The sequence below is a fragment of the Pseudoalteromonas sp. XMcav1-K genome (genome assembly GCF_044005875.1).
In the GTDB taxonomy this organism is placed as follows: Bacteria; Pseudomonadota; Gammaproteobacteria; order Enterobacterales; family Alteromonadaceae; genus Pseudoalteromonas; species Pseudoalteromonas spongiae.
The window spans coordinates 48,101-69,702 of the sequence record NZ_JBIPJE010000051.1 but is presented as its reverse complement, the minus strand read 5'-3'; the positions used below and the strand labels follow the sequence as shown (position 1 = coordinate 69,702).

Below are 21,602 nucleotides of genomic sequence, written 5' to 3'. Positions count from 1 at the left end.
TTGTTATGTAAAAGGTGTAAAAATGATATTACCCGCTCATATTTCTGAGCTAGCGGCAAAGTTAGGTGCTAGTTTAACGAATAAAAAGCTTTGGATCACTACTGCTGAATCGTGTACTGGTGGTGGTATTAGTTATGCGTTAACCGATACTGCGGGAAGTTCAGCTTATATTGATCGTTGTTTTGTCACTTACAGTAATGATGCTAAGCACGAGTTACTTGGGGTTAAGCAAGAAATACTTGAACAATTTGGTGCAGTAAGTAAAGAAACTATCGAGCAGATGGCAGATGGGGCAATAAATGCAACTAACGCCGACGTTGCTATTGCTGTTTCTGGCATCGCAGGCCCAGGAGGTGGCACAAAAGATAAACCAGTTGGTACTGTATGGATTGCGGTAAAAGTACTGGATAAACTATCAGTTGAACACTGTTTGTTCGCAGGCAATCGTAGCGAGGTTAGATTTCAAGTTATTGAATATTCATTGAAAAAAGCAATTGAGCTAATTAATTAATAAAAAACACTTGATACTGGTAATCTATACAGTATACTTTGCTGCATAACACAGATTCGGAGAGTCAAATGGACGATAATAAACAAAAAGCCCTAACAGCTGCGCTATCACAAATTGAACGCCAATTTGGTAAAGGCTCAATTATGAAATTAGGCGATAGCCAAGCGCTAGATGTTGAAGCTATTTCAACAGGTTCACTGGGTATTGATATTGCACTTGGTATAGGTGGTTTACCAACAGGTCGTATCGTTGAGATTTATGGTCCAGAATCTTCAGGTAAAACAACATTAACACTACAGGTAATTGCGGCAGCGCAAAAAGAAGGCAAAACATGTGCTTTCGTTGATGCTGAACACGCACTAGACCCTGTTTATGCTGAAAAGCTAGGTGTAAATGTTGACGAGTTATTAGTTTCTCAGCCAGATACCGGTGAGCAAGCGTTAGAAATCTGCGATATGCTAGTACGTTCAGGTGCTGTTGATGTAGTGATTGTTGACTCTGTAGCTGCACTAACACCGAAGGCGGAAATTGAAGGTGATATGGGGGATACTCACGTTGGTCTTCAAGCTCGTCTAATGTCGCAAGCATTACGTAAATTAACTGCGAATATCAAACGCTCAAATACACTGTGTATTTTCATTAACCAAATCCGTATGAAAATTGGTGTTATGTTTGGTAACCCAGAAACTACAACAGGTGGTAACGCACTTAAATTCTATTCATCAGTACGTATTGATATTCGTCGTACCGGTTCGGTGAAAGAAGGCGATGAAATTGTTGGTAATGAAACACGCGTTAAGATTGTTAAGAACAAAGTTGCACCGCCGTTTAAACAAGCTGAATTCATTATCATGTATGGCCAAGGTATCTCGAAAGAGGGCGAGCTAATTGACTTAGGTGTTAAGCATAATCTAGTTGATAAAGCGGGTGCATGGTTTAGCTACAAAGGCAGCAAAATTGGTCAAGGTAAAGCAAACTCTATTAAGTTCTTAAAAGAGAATGTGGAAATTGCCAATGAAATTGAGCAGAAACTACGTGAAATGTTATTACTACAAGCGACAATTAAACCTGAAGAAGGTGAAACGCAAAGTTTAGCTGCGGATGACGCTGAACTATAAAATAAGCTAAACGACGAAAAAGGCCACTAATGTGGCCTTTTTGCATTGATGTTTACAATTTTTTGCTAACATTAAGTGTCTTAAATTACAAAAGCAGCTAAAATAGCCGCCTTTTTGCAGCTTACCCAAGAACGGACGCACACACAGTCTATGAAAATGCTCAATCGTATGATTAAGTTAGCACTGTTTTCATCAGTGATGACTCAACCTCTTTTTGCTAACCAGGAAGAGCAAAAACAGTTAAATACCCAGCTTAAAGATGACATTACGTCGGTTGAAGTTAAAACCTATAATTTACCGAGTAATAGCGATTGGAATCTAAAAGATATTCCCGATGACTTTTATCAGTCACCTTATCAAATAAATTTATTTTCAAACAACTATGGTCAAGACCGAGAGCGCTTATGGTCACAAACTAAATCTGTGATGGGGTATGGCTTTGGTGTTGCTGGCTTAATTTTAATGTTGCCAGAAGATATCTCGAAATGGGATAAGGAAAACGGCGTATTTTCTAAGTGGACTGACAATGTAAAAGAAGGCCCAACATGGGACCGCGACGTTTGGTGGTTAAACTGGATTGGGCACCCGTATTTTGGTGGTGTTTATTACCAAGTTGCACGTAAGTCAGGCTACCGCCAGTGGGATTCGTTTTTATACGCATTCACTATGAGCACATTTTATTGGGAATACGGTATTGAAGGGTTTGCTGAAGTGCCGTCAATGCAAGATTTAGTGATTACACCAGTATTAGGTTGGGCTTACGGCGAATGGGCATACCAAACAGAAATGGAAATTCGTAGCACCGGCGGAGAAGTGTGGGGCTCGAAAACCTTAGGTGATGTGTCGCTATTTTTACTTGATCCAATTGATGCTGCGGGTAAAGGCATTAACAACTTGTTTGATATGGAAGTGGTTAAAGCGGGTACCGGTGGTATTAACTTTGCGAAGATGCAACTACCAACGGGTGAGTATGAAGATCAAGTGCAACTTAATGTGCACTATCAACTTGGTTCAGGTAAAGCACAGCAAGCGCCTACTTATCAAAAAAACTATATTAGTAAAAAAGACCCAGTCGATATTGGCGTAATAGGCTTTGGTCTAAATTACGGCAGTTTAAATCCAGGTGAGCATTGGGGTTTAGAGCAAGATGTTGCCAATGGCTGGAATTTAGGTCTGTATTTTTCACCGCGATTCTCTATGAAGCTTGATTATTTAAAAGGTCAACTACCGCGAGAAATTGGTTCAGGTGACCAAACATTTGAACAATTTAATGTCGGTGCAAACTATTACTTTAACAGCGATAGTAGCTTTCGCCCGTTTGTTAGCGCAGGCGCTGGTGAAATGTTGTATGCAAAGAATAATGAAGATGATGGTGACAGTACATTTGCGTTAAATGCAGGCCTAGGTATGCATTACCAAATTAACAATAATTTTGCTCTTCAGTTAGACGCTAAACGTTTTTTCAATAGTAAGTACAGTAACAACGACACTGCATATAACTTTTCGCTAATTTACTTTTTTGATGAAGGTCAAAGGTAGCATCAACTTTAACTTATTAGGTGGTTTTTTTAGCTAAGCAAACACTTGCTTAACTGTATTGAAAAATACTGTGTCGTTTTTCTCAGGCAGGAAGTGGCTGTTAATTAACTAAAAAAATAAGCGACCAATTGGTCGCTTATTACTGACAACAACTTAGGAAGCAATCTAAGTTATAAAGTTCGCAAGTAGGCTTTAGAAAGCATACTTAGCTGAAAGCTGTAAGCGGTTGATATCGCCATCAACACCACTTTCGGTTTCGCGCTCGCCTACTTTGTATTCAACACCAAAAGTAAGTTTTTTCTCAGGAGAATAAAGCAAGTTTGCACTGTAACTCATTGATGTTTTTGTTGGGTCACCAGTGATATTTAACAAGTTTTGGTTATTATCAGCACTAAAATATGACGCGAGGAAAGTTGAACGTAACTTTTCATTCCAGTGGTGTTGATAACCAACAAAGCCCGAAACTGAATCAATTGCATCTAAATCATTGCCATCAAGCACTGCACCATGTGCGACGTTTAAACCAACGTAACGCCCTAAACCACTACCTGCTGTGACCATGTATTTTAAATTATTCTTACCAAAGTTAACGCGACCCGACGCGCTCACACCAAATGATGATGTTGATGCGTCTGCACCGCCTGCTTTATAAGTAAGTTGTCTTGCAAGACCCGCAACAGTGAAGTGACCCCAATCGCCTTTAAAGGTATAACGAGCTGTGATATCTGGTAGGCTAGAGTCGTCGGTTTCGTTGCGCACACCACCTGCTGTGGTAATCGTGCTTTCAGGATTTTCTGCCGATACAGAAAAGCCGCCTGAAGTGTACTTAATCATCGCTTGACGCACGAACACAGTACCTTCAGCAGGGCCGACGAAATCAAGTGTTTCTGGTAATGCGCTAACATTTTGGAAGTTTGACCACGCTTGACCAAACAAGAAGCCATTATACGTTACAAATGCTTGACGAATACGCGGCGCATAAGAATTTGAAACACGCTCATTACCACCTGGCGATGCAATAAAATCGAGCTCAATTTTGGTGTTAATTGATTCGCCGTTGTCTAATTTAGTTGATGTTGCCAAGTTAAAACGTGATTGACGTGCATGCATATCAAATACAGGATCTGTATCTGCGTCACCACCCACCGGAGTGGTGCTTGGTACATAAAAATCACGACCAATGCTCGTGCCACCTACCGTACCAGCAGACCAATCACTCCACATTGCATCAAGCTTTACATAACCGCCATATTTTACATCTGTAGACTCTAATACACCCGCTTGGGCTGAAGTACCGAACAATACTGCTAAAACGCTGAGCGCTGTTGTTGTTAGTTTATTGTTTTTCATAACTGTATCCCGATTAAGTTAACATCTTCACTGTTGGCTATGTTCAGATTTTGCTCAATTACCCATTGGTCTATACGACTAAGGTATAGCTAAACGGGCTTAAGCAGTGTGTTTATTCCATTAAAACTCATGAAATTAGTTGTTTTGTGAATAATTCGTTAAAAAATATAGTCGTGGATAGCGATAAATCGCAAAATAAAAATTTAATATTATGAATAATAAAAGTAATTGAGATAGCAGTAATAATTGAAGTTGTTAAAAAGATGATCTTGATTAAGTACTCTCTATATTTAAATTAAGATGCTACTAAGGTCTAATTCTTTATACCACCTAGCTGAGTAATGCTTGAGGGTATTGGTCTAGGTTGCATTTAGGCGACTAGCAACAAAGTTAAGAAAGGGGCACTCATGTCACAAGAAATTTACCCAGTACCAGCGTCTGTTAAAGAAGCAGCGTTAATTGACGAAGCAAAATATAACGAACTATATCAATGGTCGATTGACGACCCTGAAGCATTTTGGGGTGAGCAAGGTAAGCGACTAGACTGGATTAAGCCGTATACCAAAGTTAAAAATACCTCATTTGATAAAGGCCATGTTGATATCCGTTGGTATGAAGATGGTCAACTGAATGTGTCTTATAACTGTATTGACCGTCACTTAAAAGATAAAGCCGATAAAGTTGCGCTCATTTGGGAAGGTGATAACCCTGAACATTCTGAAAATATTACTTATCAGCAACTTCATGATGAAGTGTGTAAGCTAGCAAATGGTTTACGTAAGCTAGGCGTGCAAAAGGGCGATCGCGTTGCGATTTATATGCCTATGACGCCACAAGCAATTTATGCAATGCAAGCGTGTGCTCGTATAGGTGCAGTGCATTCAGTTGTGTTTGGTGGTTTTTCTCCTTCAGCAATTGCAGACCGTATTCAAGATTCTGGTGCGAAAGTGGTTATCACATCTGACCAAGGTCGTCGCGGTGGTAATGCCGTTCCATTAAAAGCAAACGTTGATGAAGCATTAACGCAAGCTGGCGTTACAAGTGTTGAACACGTTGTTGTGCACCAGCTTACAGGTGGCGATGTTGCATGGAATGATGTAGACGTTTGGTGGCATGATTTAGTTGCTGACCAAGCAACAAATTGCGAACCAGAAGTAATGGATGCCGAAGACCCATTATTTATTCTTTATACCTCAGGTTCAACAGGTCAACCTAAAGGCGTTGTGCATAGCACGGCAGGTTACTTAGTTTATACTTCGCTTACGCATCAATATGTTTTCGATTTACAAGAAGATGACGTTTTCTGGTGTAGCGCAGATGTGGGCTGGATCACCGGTCACAGTTACATTGCCTATGGGCCACTGGCGAATGGTTGTACTCAGGTTGTATTTGAAGGTGTACCAACCTATCCATCATCAGGTCGTATGGGTGAAGTGGTTGATAAGCATAACGTTACTATACTATATACCGCACCAACAGCCATTCGTGCATTAATGGCGAAAGGCGATGAGCCAACAGCTTCTTCTACACGTGAATCACTGCGTATTTTAGGTTCAGTAGGTGAGCCAATTAACCCAGAAGCATGGGCTTGGTATTATGAAAATATCGGTAACAGCAGTTGTCCAATCGTTGATACATGGTGGCAAACTGAAACTGGCGGTATGATGATTACACCACTACCAGGTGCAACAGATTTAAAACCAGGCTCAGCAACACGTCCATTCTTTGGTATTTTGCCGGCGCTATTCGATGCCGAGGGTGAAACATTACAAGGTGCAACAGATGGTAACCTAGTTATTCTTGATAGCTGGCCGTCACAAGCGCGTACTGTTTACGGTGATCATGAACGCTTTGAGCAAACTTATTTCTCAGCGTACCCGGGCGTTTACTTTACAGGTGATGGTTGTCGTCGTGATGAAGATGGTTATTACTGGATCACAGGCCGCGTAGATGACGTACTAAATGTTTCAGGTCACCGTTTAGGTACAGCTGAAATTGAAAGCGCGTTAGTAGCACACGAAGCGGTTGCTGAAGCGGCGGTTGTTGGCTTCCCACATGATATTAAAGGCCAAGGTATTTACGTCTACATTACGCCGAATGACGGCATAGCAGTAAGCGACGAATTAACCAAAGAGGTACGCAATTGGGTTCGTAAAGAGCTTAGTCCAATAGCAACACCAGATATGATCCAATGGTCACCAGGTTTGCCAAAAACACGCTCTGGTAAGATTATGCGCCGTATTTTACGTAAGATCGCTGCAAATGAATACCAACAGCTAGGTGATACATCAACACTTGCCGATCCAAGTGTTGTAGAGGAGCTAATTGAAAACCGCCTAAACCGCTAAAAGGTTTGTGAATCAATTAAACTCACAGTAACATTAAGGCTGTTATCAGGGATAACAGCCTTTTTATTAGGAGTCATATATGAGCAAGTTTTTGATAGCGGATGATCACCCTTTGTTTCGCGAAGCACTTAAAGGGGCTTTAAATGGCAGTTTCGATGATTTAGAGATATTTGAATCTGAGAGCTTTGATACAACGCTGCAAGTACTAGAACAACAACAAGAGCTCGATTTATTATTACTAGACCTACACATGCCCGGTAGCGGCGATTTATATGGTCTAATTCGTATTCGTGAAGATTACCCCGATTTACCGATTGCCGTTGTTTCTGGCACCGAAGACATTCAAATCGTTTCAAAAGTAATGAGTTATGGTGCCCTTGGTTTTATTCCAAAATCGTCATCGTCAGCACAAATTGCCGCTGCAATCGAAGAGATTCTAGATGGTGAAACCTGGTTGCCAGAATCAATGGCTGATAAAGTTGAAGAAGTGATTGAGCAAGACGCAGAGCTTGCGCAGCAAATTGCATCACTCACACCGCAACAATACAAAGTGTTAAGCTATTTACACGAAGGCTTGTTAAACAAGCAAATTGCGTACGAACTGAATATTTCAGAAGCTACCGTGAAAGCACATATCACAGCAATATTTAGAAAACTAGGTGTTTACAACCGCACGCAAGCGGTATTAATTGCCAGTAAGCTGCAGTTAGAGCCAGTTGACTCTAATTAGCACATTAAAATAATAAAAAACCGAGCAAATATGCTCGGTTTTTTCTTTCTAAAGTATCTGCAGTTGCTGTATTAGTTTGATGTTAGGCGAATAAACTTCTCGGCTAGCTCATCAAGAGACTCAACATGCTGTGGGTCTTTTTTAATACAGTCAATCGGACAAACGCTGACACAAGTCGGTTGGTCGTAATGTCCAACACACTCGGTGCATTTGTCTGGATCAATTTGATAAATTTTATCACCCATGTAAATGGCCTGATTAGGACACTCAGGGTCGCACATATCACAATTGATACACTTCGAATTTATCATCAATGCCATGATACTAGGCCTTTTTAAAAGGGTTACGCGTATCTTGGTCTGAATCTAAATTTCTTAATAGAATCGCTTTATCAAGTTCAATATCTTCCGGTAATGGAATTTTTACAATATGGCCTGAACCTTTAGCATCATCAATGCGTTCACCTTTCTTATTTTCCATATGATCTAAGGTAAACTGAATATTACCTTGTGGCGTCATAAGTTCCATTGAATGGCCAGTACAGAACTTGTTCTTCACATCAATTTCAACCAGACCGTTGTTGTGGCGACCTAACACTTCACCAACAAATTGCTGCTTGTCTGACACTGAGTGGCCATATTCATAGTTTTGGTATTCTTGGTGCACATGGCGCTTTAAAAAGCCCTCGGTGTATCCACGGTGCGCAAGGTTTTCTAAGGTGCGCATCAAGTTAGGATCAAATGGTTTACCGGCAACAGCGTCGTCAATGGCTTTACGGTAAACTTGTGCGGTACGCGCAACGTAATAAAACGACTTAGTACGACCTTCAATTTTTAAGCTGTGAACACCCATTTTGGTTAGCTGATCTACGTATTGCACTGCACGTAAATCTTTTGAATTCATAATGTACGTGCCATGTTCATCTTCAAACGCAGGCATATATTCGCCAGGGCGGCCTTGTTCTTCCAACATAAACACTTCACTTGTTGGGGCGTCTTGGCCTAGCGTTGGGATCACTGAGCTCGGATCAATTTTATGCACAACATCACCGGTTTCAGTTTCTTTACCCGGCTTTACATCGTATTCCCAGCGACATGCATTGGTACAGGTACCTTGATTAGGATCGCGCTTATTAATATAACCAGACAGCAAACAACGACCTGAGTACGCCATACATAATGCACCGTGAACAAATACTTCTAACTCGGTTTCAGGGCATAACTCACGAATTTGGCCAATTTCTTCAAGTGATAACTCACGCGATAAAATAACGCGCTCAACCCCTTGTTGGGCCCAAAATTTTACCGTTGCAAAGTTTACAGCATTAGCTTGAACAGAAAGGTGAATTGGCATATCTGGCCATTTTTCGCGTACCAGCATAATTAACCCAGGATCTGACATGATTAATGCATCGGGGCCCATTTCAATAACTGGTTCAATATCGCGCAAATAGGTATTAACTTTGGCATTATGCGGCGCAATATTTGATACCACATAAAGCTTTTTACCTAAATCGTGTGCTTCGTTGATCCCGAGCGCTAAATTATCAAGGTCAAATTCATTATTACGCACGCGTAAACTATAGCGAGGTTGACCGGCATATACCGCATCAGAGCCATAGGCAAAGGCATAACGCATGTTCTTTAAGCTACCTGCAGGCGACAGTAATTCAGGTACAAAAGGTGTGTTCATTGACGTGTCCTCATACATCGAACTGGGTGCTGACCAGTTGCATGATTAAAAAAGCGGGCAATTCTAACGCACAGACAAATTGAGAATTTTGATATAGATCAAATTAGCCTAGGTGTTTTGTTTCGCTGTATTGAATGAGCGTTGAGGTGATTATGTTTGTATATTTTTCTTACTTTGTTGGAAAAGTAATCAGATTATTTTCGGTTTTAATAGGATTTTCACACAAATATGCGTATAATTCGCGGCCGTTAAAATCATTAATTATTTATGGAGCATAAAAGATGGCTTTAGAGCGTACTTTTTCTATCGTAAAACCTGATGCAGTTGCTAAAAACCACATCGGTGCTATCTACAACCGTTTCGAAACTGCTGGTCTTAAAATCGTTGCAGCTAAAATGGTTCACCTTTCAAAAGAAAAAGCTGAAGGTTTCTACGCTGAGCACAGCGAGCGTCCTTTCTTCGGTGCTTTAGTTGAGTTCATGACATCTGGTCCAGTAATGGTTACTGTTCTTGAAGGTGAGAACGCAGTACTTAAAAACCGTGAAATCATGGGTGCTACTAACCCTGCTGAAGCACTAGCTGGTACTTTACGTGCTGACTACGCAGACAGCATCGACGAGAACGCAGTACACGGTTCAGACGCTGTAGAATCAGCTGCTCGCGAAATCGCATACTTCTTCTCTGACGAAGAAATCTGTCCACGTACTCGTTAATTTTAACGACGTAGACAAACATGCATTAGCTTAGGTTAATGCAGTAGAAAAGGGCTCTTTAGCCCTTTTCTTGTCATTTTGAACTAAAACAGTCTGTTTTAGTCACAGTGTCAACTTTGCTTTAAATTTACTGTACTTGGCTTAATACGCCAGTTGCGCAAATGTAAAAGTAAAGCAAAGTTGATATATCAGCTAATATAAAGTTGTATTACGTACTAGGGTCTGAGTTATGAGTGCTGCGGAAAAGAAAATTAATTTATTAGATTTAACCCGTGAAGGAATGCGAGAGTTATTTGTTTCATGGGGTGAAAAGCCGTTCCGTGGCGATCAGGTAATGAAATGGATGTACCATTTCGGTATCGATAACTTTGATGAAATGTCGAATATCAACAAAAAGCTAAAAGCCAAATTACACGCAGAATGTGAAATTAAAGCGCCTGAAATTTCAGTTAAGCAAGTGGCTTCAGATGGCACAATTAAGTACGCATTAGTGCTTGAAGGTGGTCAAGAAGTTGAAACAGTGTGGATCCCTGAAAAAGACCGTGCAACATTATGTGTTTCATCACAAGTTGGTTGTGCGCTTGAGTGTACTTTCTGTTCAACAGCGCAACAGGGCTTTAACCGTAATCTAAAAGTATCTGAAATCATTGGCCAAGTTTGGCGTGTCGCAAAAGATATTGGTTTACATGGCGATTCAACTAAGCGACCAGTTACCAACGTGGTAATGATGGGCATGGGTGAGCCATTGCTTAACCTCAACAATGTTGTTCCAGCAATGGAACTGATGATGGATGATTGGGCATTTGGTTTATCTAAACGTCGCGTTACTTTAAGTACCTCAGGCGTTGTACCTGCACTGGATATCTTAAAAGAAAAAATCGACGTTGCATTAGCTATTTCACTTCACGCGCCGAATAACGAATTGCGTGACGTACTTGTACCAATCAACAAGAAGTACCCAATTGAAGAGTTCTTAGCTGCGTGTCGTCGCTATATTGACGGCTCTAAAGCAAACAAAGACATCACTATTGAGTACGTTATGCTGCAAGGTGTGAATGACAGCACAGATCATGCACACGAGCTAGTTAAAGTGTTAAAAGGCACGCCATCAAAAATTAACTTGATTCCATTTAACCCGTTCCCGGGCAACGAATACGGCCGTTCAAGTAACAGTCGTATTGACCGTTTCTCTAAAGTGTTACAAGCCGCTGGTTTAACTTGTATTGTACGCCGTACACGTGGTGATGATATCGATGCAGCATGTGGTCAGTTAGTGGGTGATGTTGTGGATCGTACTAAGCGTGTAATGAAGAAAAAGCAACTCGACGATAACAAAATTAGTGTCAATACGGTAAACCCGTAAAGGATCTAGAAAAAATAAGATGATCCCGAGGCTAATTCGGGTAGAATTGAGATAATTGTCAGAAAATGAGTATAACTATGCGTCGTTCAATATTAGTAGGTGTTGCGCTATTAGCAACAACAGGATGTGTAACCGAAAGTGTTTATGTTGGTAGTGATAAACCAGTTGTCGAAAATCGAATTGATAACGATGAAGCGGCAAGAACACGCATTTCATTAGCATTAAAATACTTAGCTTCTGGCGATAGCACACAAGCAAAATATAACTTAGAGCGTGCCGCTAAATTTGCGCCTAAATTACCTGAGGTTCATTACACCACTGCGTATTATTATCAGCAAGTGGGTGAAAATGAACTTGCTAAAGAATCTTATTTACGCGCGATTGATATTGCCCCAGACGATCCAAATACACTAAATAACTATGGTGTATTTTTATGTGGTTTAGGTGAGTACGATGAAGCGTCAGAATACATTTTGCGTGCAATCGAAATTCCAAGCTATCTGCGCGTTTCGCAAAGTTATGAAAACCTAGCGTTATGTGCGATTGAAAATAACGAGTTTGATGAGGCGGAAGAATATCTTGAAGCTTCAGTAAAACACAGCCCATCACGCGGTTCGTCACTGGTTAACTTGTCTGCGATTTACTATGCCAAAAGCGATTTACATCGCGCGCAAACATTTATGAATCGTTATGAAAAATCAGGTCGTATTTCTTCACGCTCGTTAATGTTGTCATACTTAATTGAAAACCGTATGGGGCATATCGAAAAAGCCAACACATTGGCATTAACGCTACAGCAAACCTACAGTAACTCTATTGAAGCGCAACAGATCAAACTTAAGAAAACATCTGACAGTGAATTTGAGCGTCTACGTGAAAAATACCGCAAAAATGAGTTAAGCAAGCTTAAAAAAGAGCTTAACCCAGATGGTAAATCGGTTGTTGCTAAGCCACAAGTAAAAGTGGTTAAACGTAAAGCGCAACCAGAGCAAGCGGAAGTAACTCCAAGCAAAGCCGAGATTGAACCACAAGTAAAAGTGGAAGTTGCTAAGCCAACTACACAAGTTGCAAAAAATGAAGTGGTTGTTGCGCAAACTAAAGCACAGCAACAATCACCAGATCCACAGCGTCTTCCGCTTAAGCTGGTTGAAACACCGTATCACGTGATGAAAGGTGGTGAAAACCTGTTCTCGGTATCGGTTAAATACAATGTTAAATTAGCGAAGTTACTAGAATGGAATGGCTTAACCGAAAACGATCCGGTTTTTGCTGGCACAAAAATTTATCTTAATAATCCGAATATTTACCACTTGGTTAAAGATGGCGACACTTTATTTAGTATTTCTGTGAAGTACAACTTACGCATGAAGTCGCTTGCTGAGTGGAACGAGATTCAAGAATCGGCAACATTAAGCCCAGGTAAAAAAATCTTGTTAGTAAATCCTAAAACTTACGCACTATGACCGAAGAAGTATTAGCTCAAGAACCAACAACAGGTTTAGGTGAGCAGTTAGCAACTGCTCGCGAGCAACACGCTGTTTCAATTGATGAAATGGCACACAAGTTAAAGTTAACAGCAAAACAAATTTCAGCCATTGAATGTGACGATTACAGCCAGTTAGGGCCTGTCACTTTTGTAAAAGGCCATATTCGCAGTTACTGTCGCGAATTTAACCTAAACGAAGCGCAATTAATGTCGCAGTTTAGGCACCAAAGGGAAGAAACCGAAAAGCGAATGCAGAGCTTTTCAAGACGTACGGAACGCGAAGCAAAAGATAACCGATTAATGCTTTTTAGTTACGCAATTATTGCACTTATTCTTGGTTCATCATTGTTTATCTGGTGGCAAAACCGCGAACCAGCGCCAACGGAACCTGAGACAAGCAAAACGGTGGTTGAAACGCCAAGTCAAGAAAACAGTAATGTACCAGTTGTAACTGAGCGTAAAGTTGCAAACCAAATAAACCTTGCTGAAGTGTCTCAGTTGAGCAACGACGAATCTGAGCAAACGAGCAGTCAAGAACCTGAAACCACGTTAGCTGAGCAGCCAGAAGTAACTAAACCGGCGGTGGCTGAAAAGAAAAGAAATACTAAGAAAAACGTCAGTACTATTGTGATGACGTTTAAAGATGATAGCTGGGTCGAGATTTTTGATGCCGATGGCGAGCGTGTCGCATTTGGTGTTAAGAAAAAAGGCTATGTCATGACATTAGATGGCAAAGCGCCATTTAATGTGGTGCTGGGCAAGCACTATATTGTTGATGTTGAGTTTAATGGTGAGTTAGTTGATATGTCACATTTCCCTACTAATCGACTCGCCAAATTTAGCCTGCCGTTGAGTGAGTAATAAGTATGTTTTCAGAATCTCCGATAAAACGCCGCAAATCAAAACGCATTTATGTAGGTAACGTGCCAATCGGCGATGGCGCACCGATTGCCGTGCAGTCAATGACCAATACCGAAACGACTGATGTTGCGGCTACGGTTGCGCAAATCAATGCAATTCAAGCCGCAGGTGCGGATATTGTGCGTGTTTCTGTACCAACTATGGACGCGGCTGAAGCATTTAAAGAAATTAAACAGCAAGTTGATATTCCGTTGGTTGCGGACATTCACTTCGATTACCGTATCGCGTTAAAAGTTGCTGAATATGGTGCCGATTGTTTGCGTATTAACCCAGGTAATATCGGCAGTGAAGAGCGCATTCAAGCGGTTGTTGATGCTGCGCGCGAAAAGAGCATTCCTATTCGCATTGGCGTGAATGGTGGGTCGCTAGAGCGCGATATCCAAGAAAAATACGGTGAGCCAACACCTGAAGCACTACTTGAATCAGCGATGCGTCATGTAAATATTTTAAAGCGTCTTAATTTCGATAACTTTAAAGTATCGGTAAAAGCGTCAGACGTATTTTTGGCGGTTGGTGCGTATCGATTGCTTGCGAAAGAAATTGAACAGCCACTGCATTTAGGTATTACCGAGGCCGGTGGTTTTAGAGCGGGTTCAGTTAAATCTGCGGTTGGTTTAGGCATGTTACTAGCCGAGGGTATTGGTGATACGTTACGTGTCTCACTTGCAGCCGACCCAGTACAAGAAATCAAAGTAGGTTTTGATATCTTAAAATCTTTGCGTATTCGCTCTCGCGGTATTAATTTTATTGCCTGCCCAAGCTGTTCACGTCAAGAATTTGATGTGGTAAGCACGATGAATCAGCTCGAAGAGCGTTTAGAAGACGTTATCGAACCCGTGACTGTTTCGGTTATTGGCTGTGTGGTAAATGGTCCGGGCGAAGCACTGGTGAGCGATTTAGGTTTAGCGGGAGCCAATAAGCGTTCTGGATTGTATATCAATGGTGAGCGTCAAAAAACGCGTATTGATAATACGCAAATTGTTGACCAACTAGAAACGCAAATTCGCGATTACATCGCAAAAAAAGACACTGAACAACAAATAGACGTTAAGTTAGTTGAGTAAGTAGTCTCGTTGAGTATAATTGACAATCTTCTTTTTTCTGGGGCGATATTCGCCCCATGCATTTAATTAGCAATAGGGTAAAAGCAGCGTGGCAAAACAAATCCAAGCAGTTCGCGGCATGAATGATTGTGTACCGGGTGATACTCAGGTATGGCAAAAAGTTGAAAGCATTTTACGCGAAACAGTTGCATCGTATGGTTATCAGGAAATTCGTTTTCCAATTGTTGAATCAACTGATTTGTTTAAACGCTCAATTGGTGAAGTTACCGATATCGTTGAAAAGGAAATGTACACCTTTGAAGATCGTAATGGTGACAGCCTAACATTACGCCCTGAAGGTACTGCGGTATGTGTGCGAGCAGGTAACCAAAATGGGTTACTGTATAATCAAGAGCAGCGCCTTTGGTATATGGGCCCAATGTTCCGCCACGAAAGACCTCAAAAAGGTCGCTACCGTCAGTTTCACCAGTTTGGCTTAGAAGTTTTTGGCTTTGAAACTGCCGACATCGATGCAGAAGTAATTATTTTGACTGCACGTTTATGGAAAGCATTTGGTATTAGTGACCACGTTCGATTAGAGCTTAACTCACTTGGCTCAAATGAAGCACGCGCGCAATATCGTGATGCACTTGTGGCTTACCTTGAGCAAAATATTGATGCATTAGACGAAGATTCAAAACGTCGTATGCACTCAAATCCATTACGTGTACTCGACAGTAAAAACCCAGACGTGCAAGCAGTTTTAGTTGATGCACCAAAGCTATCTGAACACTTAGACCCAGAGTCACAACAGCATTTTGCAAATTTATGTGAACGTTTAGATGCTGCAGGCATCGAATATCAGGTTAATGAAAAACTGGTACGTGGTTTAGATTACTACAATCGCACTGTATTTGAATGGGTTACTGAAAGTTTAGGTGCACAGGGTACAGTGTGCGCTGGCGGTCGTTACGATGGCTTAGTTGAACAACTAGGCGGTAAAGCGACACCTGCAGTGGGTTTTGCAATGGGCATGGAACGTTTAGTGCTGATGTTGCAAGAGCTTAACTGTGTTGGCGAAATTCGGCGCACCAGTGATGTTTACATTGCGGCAATGGGTGATGCAGCAAGCATTCAAGCACCTGTTATTGCCGAGAAGTTACGAGAAAAAGTACCAGGAATACGCATTACAGTGCATGCCGGTGGCGGTAACTTTAAGAAACAATTAAAACGCGCAGATAAAAGCGATGCTGTATACGCACTGATTATCGGTGACAGTGAACTTGAAAATAACCAAGTGACTGTAAAACACTTACGCGAGCATCAAGAACAACAAACACTAAATTTAGATCAAGCAGCCGAGTTGCTAACAGGCTTGGTATAAGAGGTTAGAATGGAAGTTTATTCAACAGAAGAACAACAAGCAGAAGCAATAAAACGATTTTTCCGTGAAAATGGCACATCTCTGATTGCCGGTGTAGTGCTAGGTTTAGGTGGTTTATATGGCTGGAAAGCATATAACCAATCGCAAATTGATAGCGCTGAAGCAGCGTCGGATGCCTACACGCAATTAATCTCGACGGCAGGTCAAGAGAACTCTGACGTACTTGCTAAGTCAGACGCATTTTTAACTGAGTATAAAGATTCTAGCTATGCTGTATTAGCAGCGTTTGTAAGCGCACGTGAAGCAGTTGATGCAAAAGACTACAGTGCAGCAAAAGAAAAGCTAGAGTGGATTGTAACAAATGCACCAAAAGCTGAGTTGAAAGCTATTGCTACAACACGTATTGCACGTATTGAACTTGCTGAAGGAAACTTTGACGCGGCACTTGCAAAACTAAACACAACGTTGCCAGAAGCGTTCAAAGCACAAGTAGAAGAGCTTAAAGGTGACATCTACCTTTCTAAAGACGATAAAGACAATGCACGTTTAGCATACCAAGCAGCACTTGATGCGGCAGGTGAAACGCAAAATCAGCTTCTTCAAGTTAAATTGGATAATCTAGCTGTTGCTCAGACGCTGTAGGTGATTTATGAAAAAAATTACCTTAGCAACCTTGTTGCTGTTAACACTTGGCTTAACTGGCTGTTCATCAAGTGATGATGAAGAAGACGAGTTAACACTGCCTGAAATCGTTAATCAGTTTGAAGCTGATAGCGTATGGCAAACTAGTGTCGGTTCTGGTGTTGAACATTATTTTTCGCGTCTTTCGCCAGTGGTTTACAAAGACACAGTATTTGTAGCGTCACGTCGTGGTGAAATCAAAGCAATTGATATTAACAGCGGCAAAGAACTTTGGCGCAGCGATGTACGTAAAAACCCAGCGTTTTGGCCATGGGAAGATGACGATAGCGCTAAGCTATCGGGTGGCTTAAGCGAAGCGTACGGTAAAATTTTTGTAGGCACAGAACGTGGTGAAGTGATTGCACTTGATCGTGAAACCGGTGAACTTGCTTGGCGCAAACATGTGCCAGGCGAAGCACTTTCAGCACCTGCTGCAGGCGATGGCTTAATTTATGTGAATTTAGGTTCAGGTAAGTTAGTTGCACTACATCCAGATGAAGGTGAACAGCGTTGGGTGTATGAGCATGAAGTGCCAGCACTTACGCTACGTGGCATTAGCTCTCCGCAATCAGCAAACGGCGGCGTTATCTTTGGTGAAGAGAACGGTAAGCTGTCAGTAGTTATCGCAGAAAACGGCTTTTTAGCGTGGCAAGCTGACGTTGCAATTCCACAAGGTGCATCAGAGTTTGAACGTTTGGCGGATGTAGATACGCAACCAGTTGTACAGGGTTCAACGGTTTATTCACTGGCGTATAACGGCAACTTAGTAGCTGTTGATATTCGCTCAGGTAATGTGCTTTGGAAGCGTGAATACAGTGGCTACCGCGATTTTACCGTTGATGGTCGCAATATCTATTTGGTAGATAGCCAAGGTTCTATCTATGCTTTAGATGCAAGCTCAGGTATTGAACGTTGGAGTCAACCAGCTTTAAATGGTTGGTTTTTGACTGGTCCAACAGTATTTGGCAACTATCTAGTAACGGGTGACCAAGAAGGTAACCTACACTGGTTAGATAAAGAAACCGGCGATCTTGTATCGCGCAGTGAATTCGATAGTTCAGGTTTCTACGTCGAGCCAATTACAGCGGGTGATAAACTAATTGTTATCACACGTGATGGTGAAGTGAGTTTAGTTAACTTACCACTAGCGAATTAATATTTATTGCCAAGTGTGACTTGGTAAATTAAAGGCTTCGTTACGGCTTGCTCTGGACGAAGCCTTTTGTTGTTTATTTAAGAGGTTGAATATGCTTCCTGTGATTGCCCTTGTGGGCCGTCCTAATGTTGGGAAATCAACATTGTTTAATCGCTTGACGCGAACACGTGATGCACTTGTGGCAGACTTTCCAGGTCTGACACGCGATCGTAAATATGGTCAGGCGAGTTACGAAGATTACGAGTTCATTTTAGTAGATACTGGCGGTATCGACGGGTCTGAGCAGGGCATTGAATCTGAAATGGCTGAGCAATCGCTGTTAGCGATTGAAGAGGCCGATATTGTAATGTTTTTAGTTGATGCCAGAGCGGGCTTAACCGCATCTGATATTGGCATTGCAGATCACTTACGTAAACAGCAAAAGAAAGTATTTGTTGTTGCCAACAAGATTGATGGTATTGATGCGGATTCAAACTGTGCTGAGTTTTACCAATTAGCACTTGGCGAAGTATATCAAATCGCTGCAGCTCATGGCCGTGGTATTACATCGTTACTTGATACGGCACTACAGCCAGTAATTGCAGAATATGCTGAGGCGTATCGTGAAGCAAATCCGGAAGAATTTGAAGATGATCTAGTTGATTCACTTTACGATGATGAAAACGAAGGTGAAGAAGTTGATGGTGAGCGCCCAGACAAACCGGTTAAGCTTGCGATCATTGGTCGCCCTAATGTGGGTAAATCGACTCTTACAAACCGTATTTTAGGTGAAGAGCGCGTTATTGTTTACGATATGCCAGGTACCACTCGTGACTCTGTGTATATTCCAATGACACGCAACGAGAAAGAGTACGTACTGATTGACACCGCAGGTGTGCGTAAACGTAAAAAAGTATCTGACGTTGTTGAAAAGTTCTCAGTTATTAAAACACTGAAAGCGATTGAAGATGCAAACGTTGTGTTACTGGTAATTGATGCACGTGAAGGTATTAGTGATCAAGACTTAAGCTTATTAGGCTATACGCTTAATGCGGGTCGTTCATTAGTGATTGCGGTAAACAAGTGGGATGGCTTGGATACAGATGTAAAAGATCGCATTAAATCAGAGCTCGATCGCCGTTTAGGTTTTATTGATTTTGCGCGTATTCACTTTATCTCGGCACTACACGGTACTGGTGTTGGTCATTTATTTGAGTCAGTAGATGAAGCCTATGAATCGGCAACAAAACGTATCAGCACTGCGATGTTACGCCGTATTATGGATATGGCACAAGCTGATCACCAGCCACCGTTAGTACGTGGTCGTCGTGTTAAGTTAAAATACGCGCACGCAGGGGGATACAACCCGCCAATTATTGTTATTCACGGTAACCAAGTTAAAGACTTACCTGATTCGTACAAGCGTTATATGATGAACTATTATCGTAAAGCGCTTAAGGTTATGGGTACGCCAATCAAGATTGAATTTAGAGAAGGCGATAACCCGTATGCAGGTCGCACTAATAAGATGACCTTGTCGCAGCAGCGACAGCGCAAACGTATTTCTAAAATGTATAGCAAAAAGCCTTAATTTTAGATTTGTTGAAAAAAGCACCGAATAGGTGCTTTTTTCGTATGTGATGATGGAAATAGCTGCAATTACCAGCAGTTATGTGCTAATAATTAGACAATAAGAATAATTAACCATCATGTCATAAATGGATTACTTAAAAACAGTTATCTACGTTGATAATGTTGAAGAAACGTTAGATTTCTACTTCCAAGCATTTGCCGTCAGCACGGCTCAGCTCGATGAAGACGGGCAATATGGCGAGCTGGACTTCCAAGGTGCGTGTATTGCCTTCGCGGCGCATCCCTTAGCGCAATCTCACTTTAAGCAGAGTTATATTCGCGCGCAGCCAAAACAACCGGCACTTGGTTTTGAGTTAGTCTTAAAGGTTGATGACATTAATTTAGCATTTGCAAAAGCGGTAGATGCAGGCGCAGAACCACTTTCTGCACCGCATGAAATGGAAGGTAAAAACTTGGCGTATGTACGTTCTATTGAAGGTACACTCATTGCGCTAAGCGAATAAACTTTGCTTCATAAACTGCCAAGTTTCTTCAGAATTTATAATGCGGCCGTGACCAAGCTTATTAACAGCTTTTAAGTTGATATGGCTGTGCTGACTTGCTTGCTGGTTGGTTAGTTCAAACTTAGCAAATCGGTCTTTTTGGTCGTGAATAATATGAATTGGGTGGGCGTGATCTGCAACGTGTAATTCAGGCAAAATCTCACCAAAGCGCATATCGTGTTCATCTTCAACACTTTTTAGCACGCCACTAAATAAGTGTTGGTGAATGCCTGTATTTAAAATACGTTCTTCAAAAGAGTCGTAAAAGCCAAAGGTAGGCGCAATTAAAAAATGTGGTACATCTTTACTCACATTAAGCGCTGCAATGGTTCCCATAGAATGGCTGACAATTGCTTTGGGTTGCTCAATGCTTGCCATTACAGATTTTAACCCTTTGATAAAAAGCGGTAAATTGGCAAACTTACCATCGCTTTCACCATGACCGTAATGATCAAATGCCATGGCTTTAAAGCCGCTTGCTGCTACTTTCTCCATAAGTGGTAAAAATTGACGACTACTACCAGACCAGCCATGGGTAAAAACAACAGCAGGACCTTCACCAATCGAAGTAAGGTGTAAGTCACCGTGCTCGGTTGCTAGTTTTTGTTGCGTAAACTGGGCTGACAATGTTGTTCTTTTGCGATTTTTTACCGGTGTTAATAGTAATTTTCTTGTTTGATTAAAGGCAAACTTTGGAGCAATTTTAAGCGCGGTAGTCGATGCCGCTTTAATCAAATAATAGGCAAGCGGCTTTCTTTTTGCCGATGATGAAAAATAGATTTTACTGCTCATACAGATTCCTCTGCGCGGTGGCGCTCAATTAATTGGTTTAGGGCTGTTTTAAAACGGCTATGCTCAGCGTCTTCAACACCTAGCCATGACATACTTTGGCTGCCTAAGTAAAGTGCGTAGAGCTCAAACACAAATTGCTCTGCGCTTACGTCTTGTTTGAATTGCTCGGCATTTATCACTTGCGTAACTTTGTGAGTTAGATAGCCAAGCCAATTTGCAAGATCTTGCTTAACTTGGTCGTGTATAGCGCCTGGTTGGTCATCAAATTCCACTGCCGCGGAGATAAAAATGCAGGTCTTTGCTTGGTTTTCATACCAATCTAGCCAGTTCTCACACAAGCAAAGTAACTGACCAAGAGGATTAAGCTCGCGGTTGATTGGCTGAATAACCGTGCTTTGAAAAAGTTCATTGGCGAATGTTAGTACATTCAATTGCAGCGTTTCTTTTGATTTAAAATGCGAAAACAAGCCTGATTTGGACATGCCTGTGGCAACTGCAAGGCCGCCAATAGTGAGGTTATCTAAGCTTGATTGTGTAGCAATTTTTAACGCGGTTGCGAGGATCTGCTGTTTTGTTTCTTGACCTTTACTCATAAAAGTACGCTCGTGCTATTATTGAAATGATAATAGCACGAGCGTGCTAAAAGTAAATGTTTCAATTA

The 21,602-nt window shown here is 41.5% G+C and carries 20 protein-coding genes; 15 read left to right on the top strand and 5 right to left on the bottom strand.

Annotated features, from left to right (window positions below):
• Positions 1 to 22: 22 nt before the first annotated feature.
• The 3 genes from ACHSBP_RS20185 (at position 23) to ACHSBP_RS20175 (ending at position 3,168) form a co-directional block, all read left to right on the top strand.
• Positions 23 to 511, top strand: a complete 489-nt coding sequence (locus tag ACHSBP_RS20185) for a CinA family protein (protein ID WP_395390288.1) — start codon at positions 23 to 25, stop codon at positions 509 to 511.
• A 68-nt stretch (positions 512 to 579) separates the two neighbouring features.
• Complete coding sequence (gene recA / locus ACHSBP_RS20180) at positions 580 to 1,629, top strand: recombinase RecA (protein WP_010560890.1); 1,050 nt, start codon at positions 580 to 582, stop codon at positions 1,627 to 1,629.
• A 168-nt stretch (positions 1,630 to 1,797) separates the two neighbouring features.
• Complete coding sequence (locus tag ACHSBP_RS20175; RefSeq protein WP_395390287.1) at positions 1,798 to 3,168, top strand: DUF3943 domain-containing protein; 1,371 nt, start codon at positions 1,798 to 1,800, stop codon at positions 3,166 to 3,168.
• 192 nt (positions 3,169 to 3,360) lie between these two features.
• Here ACHSBP_RS20175 and ACHSBP_RS20170 read toward each other — a convergent pair whose 3' ends face one another.
• Positions 3,361 to 4,518, bottom strand: a complete 1,158-nt coding sequence (locus ACHSBP_RS20170) for a DcaP family trimeric outer membrane transporter (protein WP_010560888.1) — start codon at positions 4,516 to 4,518, stop codon at positions 3,361 to 3,363.
• Positions 4,519 to 4,925: 407 nt separating this feature from the next.
• Between ACHSBP_RS20170 and acs the strand changes: the two genes are divergently transcribed.
• Complete coding sequence (gene acs, locus ACHSBP_RS20165; RefSeq protein WP_010560887.1) at positions 4,926 to 6,866, top strand: acetate--CoA ligase; 1,941 nt, start codon at positions 4,926 to 4,928, stop codon at positions 6,864 to 6,866.
• 79 nt (positions 6,867 to 6,945) lie between these two features.
• Entirely contained in the window at positions 6,946 to 7,596 is a 651-nt protein-coding gene (locus ACHSBP_RS20160; RefSeq protein ID WP_010560886.1) for a response regulator transcription factor, read from the top strand.
• 71 nt (positions 7,597 to 7,667) lie between these two features.
• On the opposite strand, the gene ACHSBP_RS20155 is transcribed toward ACHSBP_RS20160, so the two are convergent.
• Together ACHSBP_RS20155 and yegQ are read right to left on the bottom strand one after the other, a co-directional pair.
• Positions 7,668 to 7,916, bottom strand: coding sequence for a YfhL family 4Fe-4S dicluster ferredoxin (locus tag ACHSBP_RS20155; RefSeq protein WP_010560885.1), 249 nt, complete (start codon positions 7,914 to 7,916; stop codon positions 7,668 to 7,670).
• Positions 7,917 to 7,920: 4 nt separating this feature from the next.
• A complete protein-coding gene (gene yegQ / locus ACHSBP_RS20150) occupies positions 7,921 to 9,288 on the bottom strand; it encodes a tRNA 5-hydroxyuridine modification protein YegQ (RefSeq protein WP_395390286.1) in 1,368 nt (455 codons plus the stop codon).
• 281 nt (positions 9,289 to 9,569) lie between these two features.
• On the opposite strand from yegQ, the gene ndk reads away from it, so the two are divergent.
• From ndk to ACHSBP_RS20100, 10 genes are all read left to right on the top strand, one after another.
• Positions 9,570 to 10,001 carry a nucleoside-diphosphate kinase gene (ndk, locus tag ACHSBP_RS20145; RefSeq protein WP_010560883.1) on the top strand — a complete coding sequence of 144 codons (432 nt, stop codon included), beginning with the start codon at positions 9,570 to 9,572 and terminating at the stop codon, positions 9,999 to 10,001.
• Positions 10,002 to 10,230: 229 nt separating this feature from the next.
• Complete coding sequence (locus tag ACHSBP_RS20140; protein ID WP_010560882.1) at positions 10,231 to 11,364, top strand: bifunctional tRNA (adenosine(37)-C2)-methyltransferase TrmG/ribosomal RNA large subunit methyltransferase RlmN; 1,134 nt, start codon at positions 10,231 to 10,233, stop codon at positions 11,362 to 11,364.
• Between the two features lie 77 nt (positions 11,365 to 11,441).
• Entirely contained in the window at positions 11,442 to 12,827 is a 1,386-nt protein-coding gene (gene pilW, locus ACHSBP_RS20135; protein ID WP_138630037.1) for a type IV pilus biogenesis/stability protein PilW, read from the top strand.
• On the top strand, positions 12,824 to 13,711 hold the full coding sequence (locus ACHSBP_RS20130; protein WP_138630039.1) for a RodZ domain-containing protein: 888 nt from the start codon (positions 12,824 to 12,826) through the stop codon (positions 13,709 to 13,711). Before pilW ends, ACHSBP_RS20130 begins: the two co-directional genes overlap by 4 nt.
• A 5-nt stretch (positions 13,712 to 13,716) precedes the next feature.
• Positions 13,717 to 14,835, top strand: coding sequence for a flavodoxin-dependent (E)-4-hydroxy-3-methylbut-2-enyl-diphosphate synthase (gene ispG, locus ACHSBP_RS20125; protein ID WP_395390285.1), 1,119 nt, complete (start codon positions 13,717 to 13,719; stop codon positions 14,833 to 14,835).
• A gap of 88 nt (positions 14,836 to 14,923) precedes the next feature.
• Positions 14,924 to 16,198 carry a histidine--tRNA ligase gene (hisS, locus tag ACHSBP_RS20120; RefSeq protein WP_395390284.1) on the top strand — a complete coding sequence of 425 codons (1,275 nt, stop codon included), beginning with the start codon at positions 14,924 to 14,926 and terminating at the stop codon, positions 16,196 to 16,198.
• Positions 16,199 to 16,207: 9 nt separating this feature from the next.
• Positions 16,208 to 16,840 carry a YfgM family protein gene (locus tag ACHSBP_RS20115; protein WP_395390283.1) on the top strand — a complete coding sequence of 211 codons (633 nt, stop codon included), beginning with the start codon at positions 16,208 to 16,210 and terminating at the stop codon, positions 16,838 to 16,840.
• Between the two features lie 7 nt (positions 16,841 to 16,847).
• Positions 16,848 to 18,035: an outer membrane protein assembly factor BamB gene (gene bamB / locus ACHSBP_RS20110; RefSeq protein ID WP_395390282.1), complete on the top strand. Its 1,188-nt coding sequence runs from the start codon at positions 16,848 to 16,850 to the stop codon at positions 18,033 to 18,035.
• Positions 18,036 to 18,126: 91 nt separating this feature from the next.
• Entirely contained in the window at positions 18,127 to 19,605 is a 1,479-nt protein-coding gene (der, locus tag ACHSBP_RS20105; protein WP_100912819.1) for a ribosome biogenesis GTPase Der, read from the top strand.
• 127 nt (positions 19,606 to 19,732) lie between these two features.
• Positions 19,733 to 20,110: a VOC family protein gene (locus ACHSBP_RS20100; protein WP_010560874.1), complete on the top strand. Its 378-nt coding sequence runs from the start codon at positions 19,733 to 19,735 to the stop codon at positions 20,108 to 20,110.
• Here the strand turns inward: ACHSBP_RS20100 and ACHSBP_RS20095 are convergent.
• Positions 20,099 to 20,941 (bottom strand): alpha/beta fold hydrolase, encoded by an 843-nt coding sequence (locus ACHSBP_RS20095; RefSeq protein WP_395390281.1) that lies wholly within the window; start codon positions 20,939 to 20,941, stop codon positions 20,099 to 20,101. The genes ACHSBP_RS20100 and ACHSBP_RS20095 overlap by 12 nt on opposite strands.
• The gene (locus ACHSBP_RS20090) at positions 20,938 to 21,534 is read right to left on the bottom strand and encodes a TetR/AcrR family transcriptional regulator (RefSeq protein ID WP_395390280.1); all 597 of its coding nucleotides are present in this window, start codon (positions 21,532 to 21,534) and stop codon (positions 20,938 to 20,940) included. Before ACHSBP_RS20090 ends, ACHSBP_RS20095 begins: the two co-directional genes overlap by 4 nt.
• Positions 21,535 to 21,602 lie beyond the last annotated feature (68 nt).

Coding starts and splice junctions, on each gene's coding strand:
- der (WP_100912819.1), top strand. CDS start 18,127: ATGCTTCCTGTGATTGCCCTTGTGGGCCGTCCTAATGTTGGGAAATCA.
- yegQ (WP_395390286.1), bottom strand. CDS start 9,288: ATGAACACACCTTTTGTACCTGAATTACTGTCGCCTGCAGGTAGCTTA.
- acs (WP_010560887.1), top strand. CDS start 4,926: ATGTCACAAGAAATTTACCCAGTACCAGCGTCTGTTAAAGAAGCAGCG.
- ndk (WP_010560883.1), top strand. CDS start 9,570: ATGGCTTTAGAGCGTACTTTTTCTATCGTAAAACCTGATGCAGTTGCT.
- ACHSBP_RS20170 (WP_010560888.1), bottom strand. CDS start 4,518: ATGAAAAACAATAAACTAACAACAACAGCGCTCAGCGTTTTAGCAGTA.
- pilW (WP_138630037.1), top strand. CDS start 11,442: ATGCGTCGTTCAATATTAGTAGGTGTTGCGCTATTAGCAACAACAGGA.
- bamB (WP_395390282.1), top strand. CDS start 16,848: ATGAAAAAAATTACCTTAGCAACCTTGTTGCTGTTAACACTTGGCTTA.
- ACHSBP_RS20175 (WP_395390287.1), top strand. CDS start 1,798: ATGATTAAGTTAGCACTGTTTTCATCAGTGATGACTCAACCTCTTTTT.
- ispG (WP_395390285.1), top strand. CDS start 13,717: ATGTTTTCAGAATCTCCGATAAAACGCCGCAAATCAAAACGCATTTAT.
- ACHSBP_RS20095 (WP_395390281.1), bottom strand. CDS start 20,941: ATGAGCAGTAAAATCTATTTTTCATCATCGGCAAAAAGAAAGCCGCTT.
- ACHSBP_RS20160 (WP_010560886.1), top strand. CDS start 6,946: ATGAGCAAGTTTTTGATAGCGGATGATCACCCTTTGTTTCGCGAAGCA.
- ACHSBP_RS20090 (WP_395390280.1), bottom strand. CDS start 21,534: ATGAGTAAAGGTCAAGAAACAAAACAGCAGATCCTCGCAACCGCGTTA.
- ACHSBP_RS20115 (WP_395390283.1), top strand. CDS start 16,208: ATGGAAGTTTATTCAACAGAAGAACAACAAGCAGAAGCAATAAAACGA.
- ACHSBP_RS20140 (WP_010560882.1), top strand. CDS start 10,231: ATGAGTGCTGCGGAAAAGAAAATTAATTTATTAGATTTAACCCGTGAA.
- ACHSBP_RS20185 (WP_395390288.1), top strand. CDS start 23: ATGATATTACCCGCTCATATTTCTGAGCTAGCGGCAAAGTTAGGTGCT.
- ACHSBP_RS20100 (WP_010560874.1), top strand. CDS start 19,733: ATGGATTACTTAAAAACAGTTATCTACGTTGATAATGTTGAAGAAACG.
- ACHSBP_RS20130 (WP_138630039.1), top strand. CDS start 12,824: ATGACCGAAGAAGTATTAGCTCAAGAACCAACAACAGGTTTAGGTGAG.
- recA (WP_010560890.1), top strand. CDS start 580: ATGGACGATAATAAACAAAAAGCCCTAACAGCTGCGCTATCACAAATT.
- ACHSBP_RS20155 (WP_010560885.1), bottom strand. CDS start 7,916: ATGGCATTGATGATAAATTCGAAGTGTATCAATTGTGATATGTGCGAC.